This is a genomic window from Microbacterium sp. NPDC090014 (assembly GCF_044748285.1).
Taxonomy (GTDB): Bacteria; Actinomycetota; Actinomycetes; order Actinomycetales; family Microbacteriaceae; genus Microbacterium.
The window spans coordinates 175813-196342 of record NZ_JBIVFS010000001.1; the positions used below are offsets into that span (position 1 = coordinate 175813).

19 protein-coding genes are annotated in these 20530 nt (G+C 69.0%); 10 read left to right on the forward strand and 9 right to left on the reverse strand.

Annotated features, from left to right (window positions below; translation table 11 throughout):
- Positions 1–27: 27 nt before the first annotated feature.
- Positions 28–1083, forward strand: a complete 1056-nt coding sequence (locus ACIPV5_RS00830; RefSeq protein ID WP_295104212.1) for an ABC transporter permease — start codon at positions 28–30, stop codon at positions 1081–1083.
- A 90-nt stretch (positions 1084–1173) separates the two neighbouring features.
- Here ACIPV5_RS00830 and ACIPV5_RS00835 read toward each other — a convergent pair whose 3' ends face one another.
- Positions 1174–4656: a bifunctional proline dehydrogenase/L-glutamate gamma-semialdehyde dehydrogenase gene (locus ACIPV5_RS00835; RefSeq protein ID WP_400338986.1), complete on the reverse strand. Its 3483-nt coding sequence runs from the start codon at positions 4654–4656 to the stop codon at positions 1174–1176.
- A 149-nt stretch (positions 4657–4805) separates the two neighbouring features.
- Between ACIPV5_RS00835 and ACIPV5_RS00840 the strand changes: the two genes are divergently transcribed.
- Together ACIPV5_RS00840 and ACIPV5_RS00845 are read left to right on the forward strand one after the other, a co-directional pair.
- Complete coding sequence (locus ACIPV5_RS00840; protein WP_053098034.1) at positions 4806–5714, forward strand: LysR substrate-binding domain-containing protein; 909 nt, start codon at positions 4806–4808, stop codon at positions 5712–5714.
- 119 nt (positions 5715–5833) lie between these two features.
- On the forward strand, positions 5834–6421 hold the full coding sequence (locus ACIPV5_RS00845; protein WP_053098035.1) for a nitroreductase family protein: 588 nt from the start codon (positions 5834–5836) through the stop codon (positions 6419–6421).
- A gap of 94 nt (positions 6422–6515) precedes the next feature.
- On the opposite strand, the gene ACIPV5_RS00850 is transcribed toward ACIPV5_RS00845, so the two are convergent.
- Positions 6516–8738, reverse strand: coding sequence for an ATP-dependent Clp protease ATP-binding subunit (locus ACIPV5_RS00850; protein ID WP_400338991.1), 2223 nt, complete (start codon positions 8736–8738; stop codon positions 6516–6518).
- A 64-nt stretch (positions 8739–8802) separates the two neighbouring features.
- Complete coding sequence (gene coaBC, locus ACIPV5_RS00855) at positions 8803–10017, reverse strand: bifunctional phosphopantothenoylcysteine decarboxylase/phosphopantothenate--cysteine ligase CoaBC (protein ID WP_400338993.1); 1215 nt, start codon at positions 10015–10017, stop codon at positions 8803–8805.
- Between the two features lie 68 nt (positions 10018–10085).
- On the opposite strand from coaBC, the gene ACIPV5_RS00860 reads away from it, so the two are divergent.
- Positions 10086–10787, forward strand: a complete 702-nt coding sequence (locus ACIPV5_RS00860; protein WP_295104811.1) for an NRDE family protein — start codon at positions 10086–10088, stop codon at positions 10785–10787.
- An 88-nt stretch (positions 10788–10875) separates the two neighbouring features.
- Here ACIPV5_RS00860 and ACIPV5_RS00865 read toward each other — a convergent pair whose 3' ends face one another.
- On the reverse strand, positions 10876–11850 hold the full coding sequence (locus tag ACIPV5_RS00865) for a GlxA family transcriptional regulator (RefSeq protein ID WP_171822003.1): 975 nt from the start codon (positions 11848–11850) through the stop codon (positions 10876–10878).
- Between the two features lie 90 nt (positions 11851–11940).
- Here ACIPV5_RS00865 and ACIPV5_RS00870 point away from each other — a divergent pair, with 90 nt between their 5' ends.
- From ACIPV5_RS00870 to ACIPV5_RS00880, 3 genes are read left to right on the forward strand one after another with little or no spacing between them, the layout of a single operon-like run.
- Complete coding sequence (locus ACIPV5_RS00870) at positions 11941–12102, forward strand: hypothetical protein (protein WP_171821952.1); 162 nt, start codon at positions 11941–11943, stop codon at positions 12100–12102.
- Between the two features lie 51 nt (positions 12103–12153).
- Positions 12154–12720 carry a hypothetical protein gene (locus tag ACIPV5_RS00875; RefSeq protein WP_400338997.1) on the forward strand — a complete coding sequence of 189 codons (567 nt, stop codon included), beginning with the start codon at positions 12154–12156 and terminating at the stop codon, positions 12718–12720.
- A gap of 15 nt (positions 12721–12735) precedes the next feature.
- Positions 12736–13245: a hypothetical protein gene (locus ACIPV5_RS00880; protein WP_400339000.1), complete on the forward strand. Its 510-nt coding sequence runs from the start codon at positions 12736–12738 to the stop codon at positions 13243–13245.
- Here the strand turns inward: ACIPV5_RS00880 and ACIPV5_RS00885 are convergent.
- Both ACIPV5_RS00885 and ACIPV5_RS00890 read right to left on the reverse strand, forming a co-directional pair.
- Positions 13230–14474 (reverse strand): glycosyltransferase family 4 protein, encoded by a 1245-nt coding sequence (locus ACIPV5_RS00885; protein ID WP_400339002.1) that lies wholly within the window; start codon positions 14472–14474, stop codon positions 13230–13232. The genes ACIPV5_RS00880 and ACIPV5_RS00885 overlap by 16 nt on opposite strands.
- Entirely contained in the window at positions 14471–15697 is a 1227-nt protein-coding gene (locus tag ACIPV5_RS00890) for a glycosyltransferase (RefSeq protein ID WP_053098039.1), read from the reverse strand. Before ACIPV5_RS00890 ends, ACIPV5_RS00885 begins: the two co-directional genes overlap by 4 nt.
- A gap of 121 nt (positions 15698–15818) precedes the next feature.
- On the opposite strand from ACIPV5_RS00890, the gene ACIPV5_RS00895 reads away from it, so the two are divergent.
- Positions 15819–16409, forward strand: a complete 591-nt coding sequence (locus ACIPV5_RS00895) for a hypothetical protein (RefSeq protein ID WP_053098040.1) — start codon at positions 15819–15821, stop codon at positions 16407–16409.
- Between the two features lie 117 nt (positions 16410–16526).
- On the opposite strand, the gene ACIPV5_RS00900 is transcribed toward ACIPV5_RS00895, so the two are convergent.
- On the reverse strand, positions 16527–18068 hold the full coding sequence (locus tag ACIPV5_RS00900) for a DUF222 domain-containing protein (protein ID WP_400339005.1): 1542 nt from the start codon (positions 18066–18068) through the stop codon (positions 16527–16529).
- Positions 18069–18231: 163 nt separating this feature from the next.
- Here ACIPV5_RS00900 and ACIPV5_RS00905 point away from each other — a divergent pair, with 163 nt between their 5' ends.
- Positions 18232–18789: a MarR family winged helix-turn-helix transcriptional regulator gene (locus ACIPV5_RS00905; RefSeq protein WP_400339008.1), complete on the forward strand. Its 558-nt coding sequence runs from the start codon at positions 18232–18234 to the stop codon at positions 18787–18789.
- The gene (locus ACIPV5_RS00910; RefSeq protein WP_400339011.1) at positions 18786–19442 is read left to right on the forward strand and encodes a hypothetical protein; all 657 of its coding nucleotides are present in this window, start codon (positions 18786–18788) and stop codon (positions 19440–19442) included. Before ACIPV5_RS00905 ends, ACIPV5_RS00910 begins: the two co-directional genes overlap by 4 nt.
- Positions 19443–19464: 22 nt before the next feature.
- Here ACIPV5_RS00910 and ACIPV5_RS00915 read toward each other — a convergent pair whose 3' ends face one another.
- Together ACIPV5_RS00915 and ACIPV5_RS00920 are read right to left on the reverse strand one after the other, a co-directional pair.
- A complete protein-coding gene (locus tag ACIPV5_RS00915) occupies positions 19465–19875 on the reverse strand; it encodes an MmcQ/YjbR family DNA-binding protein (RefSeq protein ID WP_400339012.1) in 411 nt (136 codons plus the stop codon).
- 69 nt (positions 19876–19944) lie between these two features.
- Positions 19945–20439, reverse strand: a complete 495-nt coding sequence (locus tag ACIPV5_RS00920; RefSeq protein ID WP_400339015.1) for a hypothetical protein — start codon at positions 20437–20439, stop codon at positions 19945–19947.
- Positions 20440–20530: the final 91 nt, after the last annotated feature.

Here is a 20530-nt window from a genome sequence, read left to right on the forward strand (position 1 = left end):
TCTGCAGGCTCGCCCTCACAGGCATCGATGATCTGGCTCGTCGCCGAGCGGGAGATCGGGTCGAAGCTGCGCAGCAAGGCGTTCCTGATCTCCACCGGAATCCTGCTGCTGCTCGCCCTCGCCGGCATCGTGATCGGGGGCTTCGCGAGCAAGAACACCGATGCGATGCCCGTCGCAGTGACCTCCGAGACGGCATCCGAGGTGTCGGCTCTCCCCGCGGTCGAGATCACCGAGGTCGCCGACCAGGCCGCGGCCGAAGAGCTCGTGCGATCGGAGAAGGTCGACGCCGCGGTGCTCCCCGGCGACGGACCGACCGGGGTGACGATCATCGCTCTCAAGGACGCACCGACCAGCCTCGTGTCGGCGCTGTCGCAGGCACCCGACATCGAGATCCTCGAACCGGCGACGACGAACCCGCTGCTGCGGTACTTCATCGCGATCGCGTTCGGAGTCGTCTTCATGGGTGCGGCGGCGACCTTCGGCGGCACCATCGCGCAGAGCGTCGTGGAGGAGAAGCAGACCCGCGTGGTCGAGATCCTGCTGTCGACCATCTCGGCCCGCACGCTGCTGGCGGGCAAGGTGATCGGCAACACGATCCTCGCGATGGGGCAGATCCTCGCCCTCGCCGCGGTCGCCACCATCGGTCTCATAGCGACGGGTCAACGCGAGGTGCTGTCGACCCTCGGCGCACCGATCATCTGGTTCGCCGTGTTCTTCCTCTTCGGCTTCATCCTGCTGGCGGCCCTGTTCGCCGCTGCCGCATCGATGGTCTCGCGTCAGGAGGACATCGGCTCGACCACCACCCCGATCACGATGCTGATCATGGCGCCGTACATCCTGGTCATCTTCTTCAACGACAACCCGCTGGTGCTGACGATCATGTCGTACGTGCCGTTCTCGGCTCCGGTCGGCATGCCGATGCGGCTGTTCGTCGGCGAGGCGCAGTGGTGGGAGCCGCTGCTCAGCCTCGTGATCCTGCTCGCCAGCTGCGTCGCGGCGATCATGATCGGCGCGAAGATCTACGAGAACTCGCTGCTGCGCATGGGGTCGCGGGTCAAGCTCGGCGAGGCGCTGCGCGGCTGAGGTCGCTCGGACATCCCTCCATCGACGAGGCCCCACCCCGCAGACGTCTGCAGGGTGGGGCCTCGTCGTTCAGACGGTCACAGTCCGGGATCAGATCAGGCCCTCCGACAGGGTCGTCGGGTTGCCGAACCGGTGGTTCGTGATCGAGACGGCCTGCTCGTGCAGGAACGGCAGCATCTCGACGCGACCCGCGCCCGTCACGGCGTGCGACCAGACGGCGACATCGGGCGTGCCGCCGAGGGCCTCGAACAGGGCCGACGCATCGCCGCCGACCAGGCGCACGCGCTGCCAGGTGTGCTCGGCCTTCGCCGCGGCCTTCGCGTAGCGCTTGACCCAGGCGGCGTCGTTCTCGATCTTCGGAGTCACGCCCTGCGCGCGCAGCGCCTTCTCGACGCGAGACGGCAGAGCGGATGCCGACACCGTGAACGGGCTGCCGCTGCGCAGCGCAGCGGCGATCACGCGGATGCCGTCGGCGAGCGACGCCGCCTCGGCGATGCGCACGTCGACGGCGACCGGGCGGTACCGGAACACGTTGCGCTCGACACCGAGACCGGACTTGTCGCTCACGGCGCCGAACTCGTCGACCCAGGCACGCTCGTCGGACGCGGCGGCGCGATGCAGCCACTCGATCTCGACGGCGCCGAGGTCTGCACCCGCAGCGGCGAGCACGGCCTCGACGGCCGAGTTCACGGCGGCGCCGGGCGCTGCGGCGGGAAGTTCGGCCGGGGCCCACTCTCCGAGGCCGAACAGGTAGTTCGGGCCACCGGCCTTCGCGCCGGCACCGACCGCGGAGCGCTTCCAGCCGCCGAACGGCTGACGCTGCACGATCGCGCCGGTGATACCGCGGTTGACGTAGAGGTTGCCGGCCTCGACCTGGTCGAGCCAGGTGGCGACCTCATCGGAGTCGAGCGAGTGGATGCCGGCGGTGAGGCCGTAGTCGACGGCATTCTGCAGACGGATCGCCTCGTCGAGGTCCTTCGCGCGCATGATGCCGAGCACGGGTCCGAAGAACTCCGTCAGGTGCGTGGTCGAGCCCGGAGCGACGCCGATCTTGACGCCGGGAGTCCACTGACGCCCCTCGTCGTCGAGCTTCTTCGGCTCGACGAGCCAGCGCTCGCCCTTTTCGAGAGTCGTCAGCGCCGTGAGCAGCTTGCCGTTCGCCGGCTCGATGATCGGTCCCATCTGGGTCGCCGGGTCGTCGGGCAGGCCGACGCGCATCGAGGTGACGGCGTCGACCAGCTGACGCTCGAAGCGCTGCGAGTCGGCGACCGAGCCCACGAGGATCGCGAGCGATGCCGCCGAGCACTTCTGCCCCGCGTGGCCGAACGCGCTGCGGGCGACGTCGGCGGCCGCAAGGTCGAGGTCGGCCGACGGCGTCACGATGATCGCGTTCTTGCCGCTGGTCTCGGCGAGCAGCGGCAGGTCGGAGCGGAACGAGCGGAACAGCTGCGCCGTCTCGTAGGCACCGGTGAGGATGACCCGGTCGACCTCGGGGCTGGCGACGAGGCGCGTGCCGAGATCGCGGTTCGCGAGATCGACGAGGGCGAGCAGGTCACGCGGCACACCGGCCGCCCACAGCGCCTCGACCATGACCGCGCCGCAGCGCTGCGTGAGCTTGGCGGGCTTGATGATCACACCGGAGCCCGAGGCGAGGCCGGCGAGCACTCCACCGGCGGGGATCGCGACCGGGAAGTTCCACGGCGGCGTCACCACGGTGACCTTCGACGGGACGAACTCCGCACCCGAGACGTTCTCGAGGTCGAGGGCACGCTCGGCGTAGTAGTGCGCGAAGTCGATCGCCTCCGAGACCTCCGGGTCGGCCTCGGCGATGGTCTTGCCCGCCTCGTGGGCCATGATCTCGATCAGCTGGCCGCGACGGGCTGCGAGCTCGTCGCCCGCGCGGTGCAGCACGGCCGCACGCTCGGCGGCCGGCAGGGCGGCCCACCGCACGGCGGCGGCGGATGCGGCGGCGAAGATGCCGTCGAGCTCGTCGGTCGTCTCGACCTTGGCGAGAGCGATCGAGTCGAGACCCAGAGTCGACTCCACCGACCGCACCAGGATCTCGCGACCCCAGGTGCGGTTCGCGGCGATCGCCGGGTCGCTGTCGGGCTGGTTCTCGAAACCGGTGGTGACCTCACCACCGGCACCCGCGGCGGCCTCGGCCGCACGGTCCTGCACGCGGTTCGACGAGGGCACGGAGCGGTCGGCCTCGAGACCGGCCAGGGAGCGCTCGAAGCGCTCACGCTCGCGAGTGAGCAGTGCGGGGTCCGATGCCAGCTCGAACACGGCCGACATGAAGTTCTCCGGGCTCGCGTTCTCCTCGAGGCGGCGCACGAGGTACGCGATGGCCACGTCGAACTCGGCCGGGTTCACCACGGGCGTGTAGAGCAGCAGCTGACCGACGTCCTTGCGGACGGCCTCGGCCTGACCCGTCGCCATGCCGAGGAGCATCTCGTACTCGACGGCATCCGTCACCCCGCGGGCCTGCGCCAGCAGCCAGGTGTATGCGATGTCGAAGAGGTTGTGTCCCGCGACGCCGATGCGCACGGCATCCAGTCGCTCGGGCGTCATCGACCAGTCGAGCACCCGCTTGTAGTTCGTGTCGGAATCCTGCTTGGTGCCGTAGGTGGCGAGCGGCCAGCCGTGCACCGCCGAGTCGACGTGCTCCATGGCGAGGTTCGCGCCCTTGACGACGCGCACCTTGATCGGCGCACCGCCCTTCGCGCGGCGAGCCGAGGCCCACTCCTGGAGATGCTGCATCGCGCCGAGCGCATCGGGCAGGTAGGCCTGCAGCACGATCCCGGCCTCGAGGTTCTCGAGCCCGGGCTGGTCGAGGATGCTGGTGAACGCCGCGATCGTCAGGTCGAGGTCGCGGAACTCCTCCATGTCGAGGTTGATGAACTTGGTCTTGCCGGCGGCCTCCGAGGTCGCGGCGAGCTCGTACAGCGGGGTGAGCTTCTCGACGACGTCGGCCACAGCCTCGTCGAACGACCACATCGACAGCTGGCTGACGACGCTCGACACCTTGATCGACACGTAGTCCACGTCCTTGCGGGCGAGGAAGTCGTAGGTGCCCTGCAGGCGGCGGCCGGCCTCACGCTCGCCGAGCACCGCCTCGCCGAGGAGGTTGAGGTTCAGGCGGTTGCCGCTCTTGCGCAGCTTCGCGATCGCCGGGCCGAGCTTCGACGGCGTCGCGTCGAGCACGAGGTGCCCGACCATCGCGCGCAGCACGCGGCGCGAGATCGGCACGACGACGCCGGGCAGCTTGGGCGCCCAGAAGCCGCCGGTCTTGATCGCGGCGCGGAGGTAGCCGGGCAGCAGCGAGGGCGTGATGTCCGAGAGGTCGGCGAGAGCGCGGCCGGCGACACTGAGGTCTTCCGGGCGCATCACGCCGTCGACGAAGCCGACCGTGAAGGCGAGTCCGTTCGGGTCCTTGAGAACCTCGGAGAGACGCTGCGCTGCGGGCTCGACGGGGTGCGTCTCGCTCTCGGTGAGCCAACGCTGCACGAGGGCGGCGACCTCGTCGGTGCTCGGCGTGGTGTCGGGGGTGGTGGTGTCGGCGACGACAGTCATCGGGGTGAGCCTTCCAGGGGGATCGCACACCCGGGAACGTGTGCGGCTCGATCATTGTCAGCCTCGCCGGTAGGCTACGTCTATCAACCGATTCGGGACCATTCTGTTCAGCCGGAGTGAACGATGGGGACGACTCCGAAAGGCTCAGGATGCTCGACGTCAACCGACTGCGGATGCTGGTCGAACTGTCTCGTCGCGGCACGCTCTCGGCCGTCGCCGATGCGCTCTCGTACAGCAAGGCTTCGGTGTCGCAGCAGCTCAGCGCCCTCGAACGAGACGTCGGCGTCCCGCTGCTCCGCCGGGTGGGGCGCGGCGTGCAGTTCACCCCGCAGGGCACCGTGCTCGTGGCCGAGGCGATCGGCATCCTCGATCAGCTCGAACACGCCGAGGTGGCGGTCGCCGAATCGCTCACCGAGGTGACCGGCACCGTGCACATCGCGGTCTTCCAATCGACGGCGCACTCCCTGCTCCCCGGGGCGCTCAACGCGCTGCGCGAGCAGCATCCGGCCCTGCGCGTCGAGGTCACCGAGAGCGATCCCGAGACCGGGCTCGTCGGCGTCTCGAGCCGCGACTTCGACCTGATCCTCGCCGAGCAGTACCCCGGTCGCACCCGCCCGATCCACGCCGACCTCGATCGGGTGGTGCTCGTGCACGACTCCATCACGCTGGCCAGGAAGCCGGGGACCCGGGATGCCGAGGACGCCGTCGCCGCGCTCTGGTCGACCAGGGATGCGCCGTGGGTGCTCGAACCCGCGGGCACGGCGTCGCGAGCCTGGGCCGAGCAGCTGTGCCGCACCGCCGGCTTCGAGCCCGACGTGCGCTTCGAGGTCGCCGATCTCACGGCGCACGTGCGTCTGATCCGCGCCGGTCTCGCCGTCGGACTCCTTCCCGAGCTCGTGTGGGCCGGCGAGGCACCGACCGTCGCGCTCACGCCGCTGCCCGATGAGCCACGTCGGGAGATCTTCTCCTCCGCTCGTCGGGTATCGGCCGCAGCGCCGTCGATCCGTGCGGTGCGGCGAGCTCTCGCCTCCGCCGCATCCCGCAACCTGCTGGACTGAGCGCGGATCGTCCCCCGACGTCATCTCGCGTCATCGGGAATATGCGTTCACATACATCTGTTGAGACCCTCGTACCCGGACGAAGGAGTCCGATCGACTCCTTTTCGAAAGGCACTTCCGTGAGCACTCCCGTGATCGACCGCACCGCCCCCACCGAGCACCCCGTCCTCGACGTCCTCGCCGGCCGCTGGAGCCCCCGCGCCTACGACGCCGAGACCACGATCGACGACGCCAAGCTGAACGCCGCCCTCGAGGCCGCACGCTGGTCGCCGTCGGCCTACAACCTGCAGCCGTGGCGGTTCATCGTCGCTCGCCGCGGCACCGCACTGTTCGACCAGGTCGTCGACTCGCTGGTCGAGTTCAACCAGCTCTGGGCCTCGAAGGCCTCGGCGCTCGTCGTCGCGATCGCCGAGACCGAGTCCGAAGAGGGCAAGGCGATCAGCCACGCGGTCTACGACCTCGGCCAGGCCGTCGCGCACTTCTCGGTGCAGGCCCACCACGAGGGTCTTCTCGTGCACCAGATGAGCGGCTTCGACCCCGAGGTCATCCGCGAGTTCGCCGACCTGTCGCCGCGATTCTCCGCCCTCACCGTCATCGCTGTCGGTGAGCTCGGTGACGCCGCCGGTCTTCCTGAAGGACTCCAGCAGGGCGAGGTCGCCCCGCGCGTGCGTCGCCCGATCGACGAGACCGTCATCCTCAGCGCCTGACGCATCGCCCACGGGCGACACACAAGAGGGGCGGATGCCATGGCATCCGCCCCTCTTGTCATGCCCGGGGGTGACCGAGGCACATGGCCGGTTCCTACTCGTCGAGCAGCTCGGCGTCGATCACATCGTCGTCGTCGGATCCGAGATCGGGCTCGGGTTCGGGTGACGTCGACGTGAGCATGAGCCCGCTGCCGTCGACCGCGACGTCGACCCTGACCAGGTCGCCGTCGTGCACTCCGCCCGAGAGGATCGCCGTGGCCAGCTTGTTCTGCACCTCGGTCTGGATGAGACGCCGCAGCGGCCGGGCGCCGAACATCGGGTCGTAGCCGCGCTCGGCGAGCCACGACCGCGCGTCGGGCGTGACCGCCAGAGTGAGTCGCCGATCGCGCAGGCGGTCGTGCAGCTGGTCGATCGACAGCTCGACGATCTGCGCCAGGTCGTCCTGACTGAGCGCGGAGAACATCACGATGTCGTCGAGACGGTTGAGGAACTCGGGCCGGAACGCCTGGTGCACGAGCGCCATCACCTGCTCGCGCTTCTCATCGGGCGACAGCGTCGGATCGATGAGGATCGGCGAACCGAGGTTCGAGGTGAGGATCAGGATGACGTTCGAGAAGTCGACCGTGCGGCCCTGTCCGTCGGTCAGTCGACCGTCATCGAGAACCTGCAGCAGCACGTCGAAGACCTCGGGGTGCGCCTTCTCGACCTCGTCGAGCAGTACGACGCTGTAGGGACGCCGTCGCACCGCCTCGGTCAGCTGACCGCCCTGCTCATAGCCCACGTACCCGGGAGGGGCTCCGACGAGCCGGGAGACGGAGTGCTTCTCGCCGTACTCCGACATGTCGATGCGCACCATGGCGCGCTCGTCGTCGAACAGGAAGTCGGCCAGGGCCTTCGCCAGCTCGGTCTTTCCGACACCGGTCGGGCCGAGGAACAGGAACGATCCGGTCGGGCGACCGGGGTCGCTGATGCCCGCACGCGAGCGCCGCACGGCATCGGAGACGGCCTTCACGGCATCCTTCTGTCCGATCAGGCGCTTGCCGAGCTCGGATTCGAGGTGCAGCAGTCGCTCGCTCTCACCCTGCAGCAGTCGCCCGACGGGGATGCCGGTCCATGCGGCGATCACGGCGGCGATGTCCTCGTCGGTGACCTGCTCGTTGACCATGCGACCCTCGGTCGACACCGTCGCCTCGGCCTGCTCGGCCTCGGCGATGTCGCGTTCGAGGCGCTTGATCGTCTCGTACTCGAGCTTCGAGGCGCGCGTGTAGTCGGCCTCCCGCATCGCGAGGTCGCGCTGGGTGATCGCATCGTCGAGCTGCTTCTTCAGGTCGCCGACACGGTTGAGGCCCTGGCGCTCGCGCGCCCAGCGGGCTTCGAGCTCGGCGAGCTGCGCCTCCATGCCCACGAGCTGCTCGCGGAGGGCCGCGAGCCGCTCTTTCGACGCGGCGTCCTTCTCGCGCTTGAGCGCCAGCTCTTCGAGCTTCATGCGGTCGACCTGACGCTTCAGCTGGTCGATCTCGACCGGAGACGAATCGATCTCCATCTTGAGCCGCGACATCGACTCGTCGATCAGGTCGATCGCCTTGTCAGGAAGCTGCCTGGCCGGCAGGTACCGGTTCGACAGTGCCGCGGCGGCGACCAGCGCGCTGTCGGCGATCGTCACCCCGTGATGCGCTTCGTAGCGGCCCTTGAGCCCCCGGAGGATCGCGATGGTGTCCTCGACCGTGGGCTCACCGACGTAGACCTGCTGGAAGCGACGCTCGAGAGCGGCGTCCTTCTCGATGAACTCGCGGTACTCGTTGAGAGTCGTCGCGCCGATCAGCCGCAGCTCGCCCCTGGCCAGCATCGGCTTGAGCATGTTCGACGCCGCGACCGAGCCTTCGCCGCCGCCCGCGCCCATGAGCACGTGCAGCTCGTCGATGAAGGTGATGATCTGCCCGTCGGATTCGGTGATCTCCTTGAGGACGCTCTTCAGCCGCTCCTCGAACTGGCCGCGGTACATCGCCCCGGCGACGAGGGCCGAGATGTCGAGCGACACGAGCTCCTTGTCCTTGAGCGACTCGGCGACGTCACCCGCCACGATGCGCTGGGCGAGCCCCTCGACGACGGCCGTCTTGCCGACGCCGGGCTCGCCGATCAGCACGGGGTTGTTCTTCGTGCGACGGGTGAGCACCTGGCTGACTCGACGGATCTCGCTGTCTCGCCCGATCACGGGGTCGAGCTTGCCCTGTCGGGCACGGTCGGTCAGATTGATACCGAACTGCTGGAGGGCGGACTGCTGGTCATCGTTCTGGGGACTGCTCTGCGGGCTTGGCATGTGCTCCTCCTGGGGAGACTCCTTCGGGTCGGCATCCACAAAGTTGAGTGGATGTGACTCAAGTTTAGCGCATTCTGCGCGCGGCATCCAGGATCACGCGGGCGACCTCGCGCTTCGATCCGGCGGCGGATGCCACGACCTCACCTCCCGCCCCGACGATCTCGACCGCGTTGTCGCGCTTCTCGAAGCCGTGATCGGCGTTCGCGAGGTTCACCGCGAGCAGGTCGACGCCCTTGCGCTCGCGCTTGCGGCGAGCGCGCTCGCGACGTTCGTCCGCGTCCTCCGAGGTCTCGGCCGCGAAGGCGACGATGGTCTGCCCCTGCGGCGCACGGCCGTCGGCGCGGGATGCCGCGAGCGCGGCGACCACGTCCTCGTTCTCGACCAGGTCGAGGTGCGTGAGAACGCCCTGCTCCTTGGTGAGCTTGTGCTCCGACACCGTCGCGGGGCGGTAGTCGGCGACCGCGGCGGCCATGATGACGATGTCGGCAGCCCCGGCGGCATCCTTCATCGCGTCGGCGAGCTCGGCCGCGGTCCCGACCTGGACGACCCTGACGGACGGATGCCGGGCATCGGCCAGCACATCGGCTGAGATGTTGGCGGCGACCAGCGTGACGTTCGCGCCGCGGGCTGCGGCGTCCACCGCGAGCGCGATGCCCTGTCGGCCGCTCGACCGGTTGCCGAGGAAGCGCACGGGATCGATCGGCTCCCTGGTGCCGCCCGCGGACACGACCACACCCAGCCCGCCGAGGTCACGCGGCGCGAGGAGCGCGAGGGCCACCTCGAAGATCTGCTCCGGCTCCGACATGCGGCCGGGCCCGCTGTCGCCGCCGGCGAGCTCGCCGTCGGACGGGCCGACCAGGTGCACTCCGCGCGACCTCAGGGTCGCGATGTTCGCCTGCGTGGCGGCGTTGCGCCACATCTCGGCGTGCATGGCCGGCGCGAGCAGCACCGGAGCCTCGGTCGCGAGCAGCGTGGTGCCGAGCAGGTCATCCGCGATGCCCGCGGTGATCTTCGCGATCGAGTTCGCCGTCGCGGGGGCGACGACCACCAGGTCGGCGTTCTGGCCCAGTGCGACATGACGCACCCGCGCGACGTCGTCATGCACGCTCGTCGTGACCGGATGCCGGCTCAGAGCCTCCCACGTCGGGGTGCCGACGAATCGCAGGGCGTCCTCGGTCGGAACGACGGTCACCTCGTGTCCGGCCTTGGTCAGCAGACGCACCAGGTGCACTGTCTTGTATGCGGCGATGCCACCCGTAACCCCGACGACGATGTTCACGGTTCGATTCTGCCCCAGCATCCGACGTCGCGGGCCCGGGACTGCGACGCGCTTCTAGACTGGATCTCGTGTGCACCGTGGTGATCGATGTGGCCGGATCCGAGACCGCGCGACTGCTCGCGGTGCGCGATGAAGACCCGCAACGGGAGTGGGATGCCCTCGGCGAATGGTGGCCGGACGCCTACCCCGGGGTCTCGGGCATCCGCGACCGGCGTGCCGGTGGCGCGTGGCTCGCAGTGAATGCGGCGGAGAGACGACTCGCAGTGCTGCTGAACCGCGCCGACGTCGTGGATCTCGCGGCAGACGTCGCCGTCTCTCGCGGTTCGCTCGCCCTCGAATCGGTCATGGGGCGGTCCCCGGTGGCTCCGCTTCCCATGCACGGCTTCAACCTGCTCGAGGTTCGGCCGGAGGGAGCCCGCGTGCTGAGCTGGGACGGCGCGGAGCTGCGCGAGACACCGCTCGGCGACGGCATCCACATGATCGCGCACGACGACCTCGACGACCTCGGCACTCCCCGGATCGCGGCGTGGCTGCCGGAGTTCCGGGCGCTCGGGCCCGCGGCCGACAGCGGCGACTGGACCGGCGAGTGGACGACCCTGCTCGCCTCGTCGGCGCGGTTGGACCCGGAGGACGATCGGGCGATCATCCGCGACAACCGTCCGCACGGCTACCCGACCCAGTCGCTGCTGTACTGCACCGCCGCGGTCACCCCCGACGGGGTCGACGTCGACTATCGCGCGCTTCCCAGCCCCGGCCACTGGGATCATTGAGCAGCGAGCGTCACTGAGCGCAGCGTGCGGCGCTGAGCGCAGCGTGCGTCGCAGCGTGCGTCGCAGCGTGCGTCGCGCGGTGCCGCGCTCAGGCCGCAGACGACTCGCCGTCGTCGGCGCACGAGAAGCGCGCACGGTAGGCCGTCGGGGTGGTGCCGAGCACCCGCGAGAAGTTCTGCCGAAGCACGGCCGCCGACCCGAAGCCGCACTCGTCGGCGATCTGCTCGAGCGACAGATCGCTGCGCTCGAGCATCCGCTGGGCGTGCAGCACACGCTGCCGCGCCAGCCAGGCCGCCGGAGTCGCGCCGTACTCCGCCTTGAACCGTCGGGCGAACGTGCGGGGAGACATGAGCGCGCGGGCCGCGAGCTGGTCGACGCCGAGATCGTCGCGGAGGTGCGCGACGGCCCAGTCCGCGACGGCGGCGAGCGAATCGTTCTGCGCGACGGGGATCGGACGGTCGATGAACTGCGCCTGGCCTCCGTCGCGCTGCGGCGGCACGACCATGCGACGGGCGATGCGGTTGGTGAGCTCGGCCCCGAGCTCGATCCGCAGCAGGTGCAGGCAGGCGTCGATGCCCGCCGCTGTGCCTGCGCTCGTGATGATGCGGTCGTCCTGCACGAAGAGCACGTCGGGGTCGATGTCGATCTCGGGATACATCTCGGCCATCACGTCGGAGTACATCCAGTGCGTGGTCGCCCGACGCCCGTCGAGCACTCCGGCGGCGCCGAGGATGAAGGATCCGCTGCAGATCGTCAGCACCCAAGCGCCGCGCGCGACCGCGTCGCGGGCGACCTCGAGGAGCAGCGGGTCGATCTGCGTCCAGTACTCCCGGGGAACCGGACACAGGATGACGAGGTCCGCTTCGTAGGCGAACGACAGGTCGTGCTCGACGTTGATCGAGAAACCGAGCTTCGACTGCACGACACCGGGGTGCGGAGCGACGACCCGGAAGTCGAAGTTCGGGACCCCGTCGTTCGACCGGTCCAGTCCGAACGCCTCGCAGGCGAGGCCGAACTCGAACGGCGCGAATCCGTCTTGGACGACGCAGGCGACGGTCTTCATCATGGCGCTCTCCCGGTTTGGCAGTTTTCCTACGTGCAGAGTCTATTCTGCCACTCGTGGCAGATCAACAGTGATCGTAGCGTTTCTGCCATGTTCCTCATCATCGCACTCATAGCCCTCGCCGTGTGGGCTCTCGTGTCCACGGTCATCGAACTCCGCCGCGACGGATACCGACGCGTTCCCACTGACTGGTCCCGCGTCGCCGATCGAGACGCGCTCGACCGAGCGGAGACCGGGCGCGTCTATCGCTGAACCGGAGCGGAATCTCCCTGCGCGCCGGCATGCGCGGCTACGCTCGTGTACATGAGCGAGCCCCAGCAGCCTCCCGCGCAGCCACACGGAACTCCCCCTGACTACGCGGGCTCGCACTATCCGGCGCAGCCGACACCGCAACCGACACCGCAGCCGACACCGCAGCCGCCGCAACCGCAGCACGCGCCGCACGACGGCCAGCCGCACGCCGGACAGCCCTACCCCGGACAGCAGCATGCCGGACAGCCCTATGCCGGACAGCGCTATGCCGGACAGCCGTACCCGGGCGAGCAGCGTCCGTCCCAGCCCGGAGCCGGCCTCGGGCGCACCGCCTTCCTCCTCGCTCTGGTCTCGCTCGCGATCGGGCTTGTCGTCACGCTGTCGTACCCTCTGATGTTCCGGATGACGGGCGACCCCTTCGCGATCGGCGCGTTCTCGGCGATCGGCAACGGACTCGTGCTGGTCGTCGCCGTCGTCGGACTCATCCTCGGCCTGATGTCGGTGCGACGACCGGGGCCGAAGATCCTCGCCGGCATCGCGATCGGCGTCACCGCATCGCAGCTCGTCGGAATCGTCATCTCGTGGGTGTCGAATCTCTTCTACGCACTTCCCTTCTGACCGTCCGGAGAATCGATGAGCGACCAGCAGCAGAACCCAGACGCCCCCCAGGATTCGGGCAGGCCATATATGCAGCCCGGCCAGCCGTACGCGCAACGCGGCCAGCCCTACGGACAATCGGGCCAGCCCTACGGACAGCCCGCCCAGCCCTACGGACAGCCAGGCCAGCCCTACGGAGTCGCGACGCCGCCGTACACATCAGGGCAGACAGCACCGCGGCCCGGGAGCCTCGGTCGCACCGCGTTGATCGTGGCGGTGAGTGCCGCGGCCGTGGGGCTCTTCTTCCAGATCGTCACCCCGTTCATGTACATGAGCGTCGGCTACCAGTTCGTCGATCTGCTGTCGAACCTCGTGAATCTCATCGTGCTGGCCGGCGCGGGTGCCGGTCTGGTGCTGGGACTCATCGCGCTTCGGCGCCCGGCACCTCACCTGCTCGCGGCGATCGCGATCGGCGTGGGCGGCAGCGCCGTCGTCGGCACCCTCGTCTCGTGGGTGTCGAACCTGTTCTACTACTTCGGGTTCTGAGTGCGAGACTCGGCCGCGAGCACGCGGTCGTAGACCTCGATCATCGCGGCGGTGCGCGACGACTGACGGAACGACTCCGAGACTTCGCGCATGGGCAGAGGTGCGGTGCCGGCAGCGATGTCGGATGCCGCGCGGCGCAGCGTCTCGACGAGACCCGCCCGTCGCTGGTCCTCGGTGCCTGACGCACCCGGGACAGCCCAGAGACCGCCACCCAGTTCTGCGGCGATGTCGGGGTCGCTGATCACAGACGGCGTGCCGAGCGTCGCCGCCTCGAACGGCGTCATCCCCTGCGTCTCGAAGCCGATCGAGGTCTGCACGAGCGCGTCAGCGGCGGCGATTCGCGCCAGCGTGTCGGGATAGCTGAGCTTGCCGGCGAATCGGACCGTCGGCAGGTCCTCGACGATCTTCTCGGCCGCGGCTCGCTGGGCGCCTCCGCCGATGATCTCGAGATCGGCATCGACTCCCGATTCGACGAAGGCCTCGAGGAAGGGGAGCAGTCGCTTCTCGGGGCTCATGCGCCCGAGCCAGACGAAACGGGGGCGCCCCGGTTCACGCTCGCCGGGCGCGGCGGCGAGGGTCGCGTCGCGGATGTCGTCGTCGATGCCGTTCCACACCACATCGACCGGACTGAATACCCCATGCTCTTCGAGGCGTCGGGCGAAGTGGGTCGACGGTGCTGTCACCGCTGACGCGCCGCCGGCGATTCCACGCAGGAACGCCCAGCCGTCACTGCCGCCGATCGTCGGCACCACCCCCGCGAGCGCCCGGCGCCGCCAGATGTTCAACGCAGAGAGCACCGGTCCATGCAGCGGGGTGACCGCGGCGATCCCCACGTCCACGCGGTTGTGCATGGTGTGCACGACGGGAATACCGTGTCGAGCCGCATATCGGTGCCCGATGAACGCACCCCAGAAGTCCGCCTGGACATGCACGAGATCCACGGGCGGTCGATGCGTCAGCGCCCGATCGAGGAAGCGATCCGTGCGGCGTCCGGGCCAGCTCATCGAATACTCGCGGTCGACGGTGATCGGCACCGACGGCAGGTCGACGTTCGAGGGATCGGTGCCGCCTGCAGCCCGCGATCCGTGCATCTTCGGTGCCACGACGGTCACGGTGTGGCCTGCGCGCTCGAGGAACTCGCGCTGCAGCCGCATCGACACCTGCGCCCCGCCGAGCGAGTCGAGGTGCTGATCGCCGAAGAAGACGATGTGCATGGCGGGTGCCGTCACTCGGGCAGGGGCTCGTCGCGGTACAGCGCCTCGAAGGTGTCGAGCGTGCGGTTGATGTCGTGGATCGCGACGCCGTCGAGAGATGCCTGCTGCATGCGGGCGTACTCCCCGGGTGACGCGGTCAGCACATCGGTGAGCCGCGCCGCCAGGGCATCGGCATTGCCCGGTTCGAACAGGTAGCCGTTCTCGCCGTCGTGCACGAGGTGCGGCAGTGCGACGGCATCCGCCGCGACGATCGGGAGCGCTGAGGCCATGGCTTCCATCGTCGCGATCGACTGCAGCTCGGCGATCGAGGCGATCGTGAAGACCGAGGCACGCGAGAGCAGCGCCCGCAGTTCCTCATCGCTGGTGCGTCCGTGGAACGTCACGCGGTCGGCGAGGCCGAGTTGGTGCGAGAGATTCTCGAGCTGCTTGCGCTGATCCCCGCCCCCGACGATGTCGAACGTGGCGTGCAGGGCGGGGTCGAGCTTCGTCATCGCCTGCAGGATGACCTCGACCTGCTTCTCGGCGGTCAGTCGGCCGACGAAGATGATGCGATTCGCGTCACGGGGCGCGACGACCGGCGTGTACTGGGTGCGGTCGATGCCGCAGCTGACGGGAATGACGTTCTCGACGGCGACGGTGCGCTCGAGGAAGTCGGCTGCTCGACGCGTCGGCGTCGTGATCGCGCGGGTCAGTGCGAAGGTGCGCTTCGCGTCTCCCCACGCCCACCGCAGCACGAGATCGTCGATGAACTTCGGCATCGTGGTGTGGTCGAGGATGTTCTCGGCCATCACATGGTTCGTCGCGATCACCGGGATGCCCCGCTCGTGAGCAATCCGCGAGAGGCCGCGACCGATCACGATGTGCGACTGGATGTGCACGACGTCGGGCTGCACATCGTCGATGATCTTGCGGGCGTAGTGCTTCACGCGCCACGGCCAGACGAAGCGCAGCCAGTCATGCGGAGCCCAGCGCACCGAGGGCAGTCGGTGAAGAGTCATCGGCTCGCCCTCGATGACCTCCGTCCGCGCGGGCGTGCGGCGGTAGACCAGGTTCGGGGCGACGACATGCACGTCGTGGCCGCGCTGCACGAGACCGGCGGCGAGGCGCTCGGCGAAGCGCGCGGCACCGTTGATGTCGGGCGCGAAGGTGTCGCATCCGATCAGGATGCGCAGTGGACGGGGTCCCGTGTGGGGAGCGACGTCGGAAGCACTCGTCGGATCGGAGGTAGAGGAGGACATTCTGCCTTACGGTACGGCGGCCAGGGGAGCCCGATCGGGCGCTCGCCACTCTACCCGAGGGGCTTGTTCGAGCTGCTGAGGCATACCGGCATCCCTCAGCCTCACCCCCTACCGTGGAGGCATGCGACTGACTGCCGACGCCGACCCGCAACTGTGGATCCCCGTGACGGATTCGCTCGGATGGAGGGGGCGCCGGCACCGCAAGGCGGCGATCCGGATGCTGTTGGGGCAGGTGAACTCGGCGATCGGCGCCACGCAGCGTCCGGGTTCGCGGCTCGGCGCCTGGGCGATGAGCCAGGCGGCGCCGATGCTGATGCGCCGGGCGGACGGGCGCGTGCTCGTCTGGACCTGGAAGGCGGACCCTGAGCTGGTCGTGGCGATGGCGACCGCGCAGGCGCTGACTCCCGAAGTCCGGATCGCCCGCGCCTCGATGCCGATGGACTACGACGACACCCAGTCCTTCTCGAGCCGCTGGCTGGGCACGGGAGAGAAGCTCGTCGTGGCGATGCCGCCGTCCCCTGCATCTCCGCCGTTCGTCACCTACACCTGGGACACCGGCACGCACCTGGTGACGTTGACCGCGATGTGCAGCGACCGCGAACGCTTCGGCACGCTCGACGGTGCGCTCGATGACCTCGCGCGCAGCATCCGGGTCGCCGATGAGGTCACGGGCGGCGAATCTCCCGAGGTGCTCCGCCTCGGACCCGCCTGAGCTCGATTCTCCCGCCCGAGCGGCGGTTGCCAGAGTTCGATCGCGGGACCTTCCCGGGTCGTGGATGCGGGCGAAGGTGCCATATTCGGCTGTTCTTCTCCGGTCAACGCCGTCAGGTCAGACCCGCATAGGGGCAGCTCGAACGTGCACGTTCCGCAGGACGCTGAGCCTCGGTGTGCGCCATCGTTCGTCGGGATCCCACCATCCCGGTCCTCGTACCTGCGGGACCCCGTCGTCCATGCGGATCTCCCACCCCGAGGTCCCGAGGGATCGGTGGTGCCACCAGCACAACGGCACCCCGTTATCGGTATGCGTCGGACCACCCCTGGCATGCTCGACGACATGGTGGATCTCGCACCAGGATGCCGGAACGTGGCACCCGGGAATGAGGCACTCCTTGTCGCGGGCGATGATCGCCCGCCGCTGATGCACCGTGAACACCCGGTCTGTGGTCGTGATCCCGATGATCCTGCCCTCATCCACCAGCACCCGTTGAATCGTCCCCGTGCATCCGACGTGCGCGGCGACGGAGACCGGGACGTGGGCACCGGATCCGGCGATCGTCGCCCACCCACCGTTTCCGCCCGCTCCGCCCATTCCGCCCTTTCCGCCCATTCCGCCCATTCCGCCCACGAGATCCCTCGCGTCGACGTTCACGACGAGGACCGGCGCCGCTCCACCGAGGGTGGGCATGTCGCTGTGTCGCGCGGCGATCCCGAACACCATCGCGAGAGCGTCGTGACGCTTCTGCGACGCGGTGCGGTCATCGAGCACACACCGCGGATCCGAGTTGAACGGATCCCTATCGTCACCGTCTGCACCAGCACCAGCACCCGCACCCGCTCCAGCGTGGGTGTCGGCGCCCTCGCTCGGGGCGAAGTGCACTCCGGGCATGGGCGCGCCGCCACCTTTGGGGTTGAGGATCGCGTCCAGGATCAGCTGCAACTGCGCCGCGACCTCCGGGGTCAGATACCCGCGGATCGCGTGCACGCCGTCCGTGAGACGACCGATCGTGATGCCCCGCCGGCGCCGGGAGTCCTCATCCTTGGGTTCTTCCCCATCGGGGTCGAACATCGACGCGAGATCCTCGGCAAGAGCTTTCAAGTCCTGCGGGGTCGGCGCCGGACCCGGCTCATCAGCCTCCAGGCCCTCCCCATCAGCGTCGACCACGACGCCGTGGCCGCGAGCACACCCCGCCAACGCGACATCCGCCGCCAACCGCTGATCGACCGTCAGCCGATCCCACACCTTCTCGATCGGCCCCGTCGCCGCAAGAAACCCGGCCACACCGACCACCCCATCCAGCAACGCGAGACGCAACTCCGACCACCGCGCCGGCATCCTCTCCCCCGCCAGACTCACCGGACGCCGCACCAGATCGACGACCCTGCCGACCCGGGACGCGCCCCGCACATCCACCGACACCGCCCGCTGCAACAGCTCATTCAGGCCCCGACACCCCGCCGAATGCGGAAAGTCGGCGGCGTCGCCCGTCGCGATCGTCTCGACAATCACGGCCTCCGCGCGGCGGAAGACAGCCCCCGCACCCTGCAGAACAGTCACCCGATCCGCATCCGACAACCCCGCCAGCGCGTCATCGGACAGCACCGTGTCGAGGTCGGCGATGACCCGATCCAGAAGCTCCGCAGTGCTGTTCATACCCCCAGTCAACCCGGGGCCACCGACATTCGAGACCCGAAACCACCAAGAATTACCCCAGATCAGGTACGTATTCTGATCTCCCAGAATGGCACAGAGCAGGGTGCATGCCATCAGGCGACGCCTATTGTGAACAGAGGTAACAATGTAATAGGGTAACCACATGGAACCCCTCTTCGTCGACCGCCTCCTTCAGATCGCCGACCTGTTCCAGAAGGACATGGCCCGCGCGTTCGCCGGCACGGATCTCACACCGACCCGTGTGCACCTCCTGTGGGTCCTGCAGCACACCGGTCCGTCGACGCAGCAGACCCTCGCCACCCTCTGCGGGGTGACACCTCGCAACATCACCGCTCTCGTGGACGCACTCGAGGGCTCAGGTCACGTCCGTCGCACCCCCCATCCCTCCGACCGCCGCGCCGTGCTGGTCGCGCTCACCTCGACCGCCCTCGAGACGATGTCGCAGATGCAGGAGGAGCACGCGCAGCTCAATGAGACGCTGCTGAACGCGATCGCCCCCGACGACCGCGCCGCGGTCGAGCGTGGCCTGACAGCGGTCGCCACGCATCTCGAGAACCTCGTCACCTCCGCGGCGAGCGCACCCGCACCCGCACCCACACCCGCACCCGCACCCGTACCCACACCGGTGCCGACACCGGCACCGGCACCGGCACCGGCACCGACACCGACACCGACACCGACACCGGAGGGCACGCCATGACCGAGCATCTGCAGACGACCGCTCCGAGCCCGACCCCGATCGCGCGCATCCTCGCCTTCCTCCATCGCGCATGGGTCGCCGAGCTTCGCGTCTACTCGAGCATCGCGCGTGCGATCGCCCGCCGTCCCGCAGTCCCGAAGGGCGGCACGGGGATCGGCTATCACCGTCCCGTGCTCACCGTGCTGTTCATCTTCATCGGCCTCTCCGCTGTCGAGATCCCGATCCTCGACCTGATCGTGCATCAGTGGCCCGTCGTGCGGATCACTCTGCTGGTGCTCGGGATCTGGGGCGTCACCTGGATGGTCGGTCTGCTGTGCGCGATGCTCATGCGCCCGCACGCCGTGGGGCCCGACGGCGTCCGGGTGCGCAGCGGACTCGAGCTGGACGTGCCGATCGGCTGGGCCGACATCGCATCGATCGCGATCAGTCGTCGCGTCGATGAGCCCAAGCAGCCGCGGGTCATCGGTCCGGAGTACGCCGAGCGGATGCAGGACGAGACCAACATCGAGATCGAACTCGAACGCCCCGTCGCGATCCGGCTCCCGGGCCTCGCGCCGAAGGGCGGAACTCATCAGGTCGACCGCATCCGCCTGTGGGCCGACGACCCGCGCGCGTTCCTCGACGCCGCCCGCCCGTTCCTCGTCGCGGCCTGAACGAGGCCTGATCGCGGAGTGGTCAGTCCAACCCGCGGTCCGCGAGCCACTGCTTCGCGACGAGCACCGGAGCCCGCACCAGCCAGGCGTCCGCGATGATCTCCGCCAGCCGGTCGCGCTCGATCGCATCGAGCTGCACCAGCACACCGGGGTACCCGTCGAAGTGCGGAATGGAGAACAGCCCTTCGGGCTCTGCGGCGAGCAATGCCGACTTCTCATCGAGGCTGCCGACTCGCACGCCCAGCACCGGTCCCTCCGGCCAGTCGAGCCCGAGGTCGGCGAGCTGCCGCAGATCGACCTTGCTCGGCCCGCGCACCCAGGCGATCTGACCGCTCGCCAGGCGCCAGGAGGGCTCGCCGGTGTGTCCGCCCACACGCTCGCTCACACCGGGGAGCGCGAGAGCGATCTCACGGACATCATCGACGGTCGCCATCCGCCCATCGTCCTCCCGTGAGGCGGCCGCCACAATGGCCGCATCCGCTCGCCGCCCCTCGGGTGGCGTTCAGCGCGAGTCGCGCTTCGCCTGTCGACGCGCACCCTGGGCGCGACTCGAGGCGTCTCGCTTCACACCACCGGTGGTCTGCTGATGCTCCCGCATCCGTCCCGCTCCTGCGCCCTCATCGAAGGGCGCCTCGGAGCCCGGTCCGCTCCATCTGCCCTCACGGGCGCGGGCCAGGCTCTCGTCCTTGAGCTCCTCCGCCTGTTCATGAGCCACGCGAGCGAGTTCTGCGCTGATGATCGAGAGCGCCTCCTCGAACACATAGGCCCGGCCGCGGGCCTTGTCCGACCCGGCGGCTGCGGCACCTCGACCGCCCGCCTGCTCGACGCGCTCCGCCGCACCGCGTCGATAGTTCGTCGTGTGCTTGTTGCGGGCCCGCCTGACCCGTTTGTGCAGGGCGAGCAGGCCGTCCTCGTCGAGTTCCGCCAGTCGCTCAGGCTCGAGCTCGCGGATGAGGTCGCGCTCCTTGTCCTTCAGAACCCACAGGTACTGATCCATGTCGTACTCCTTCGGTCGGGGCTCCCCATCGGCCACTCGTGTAACCGAGTATCCGCTCGGGGATCCCCGCCCGCCATGGGTTCTTCCGCGG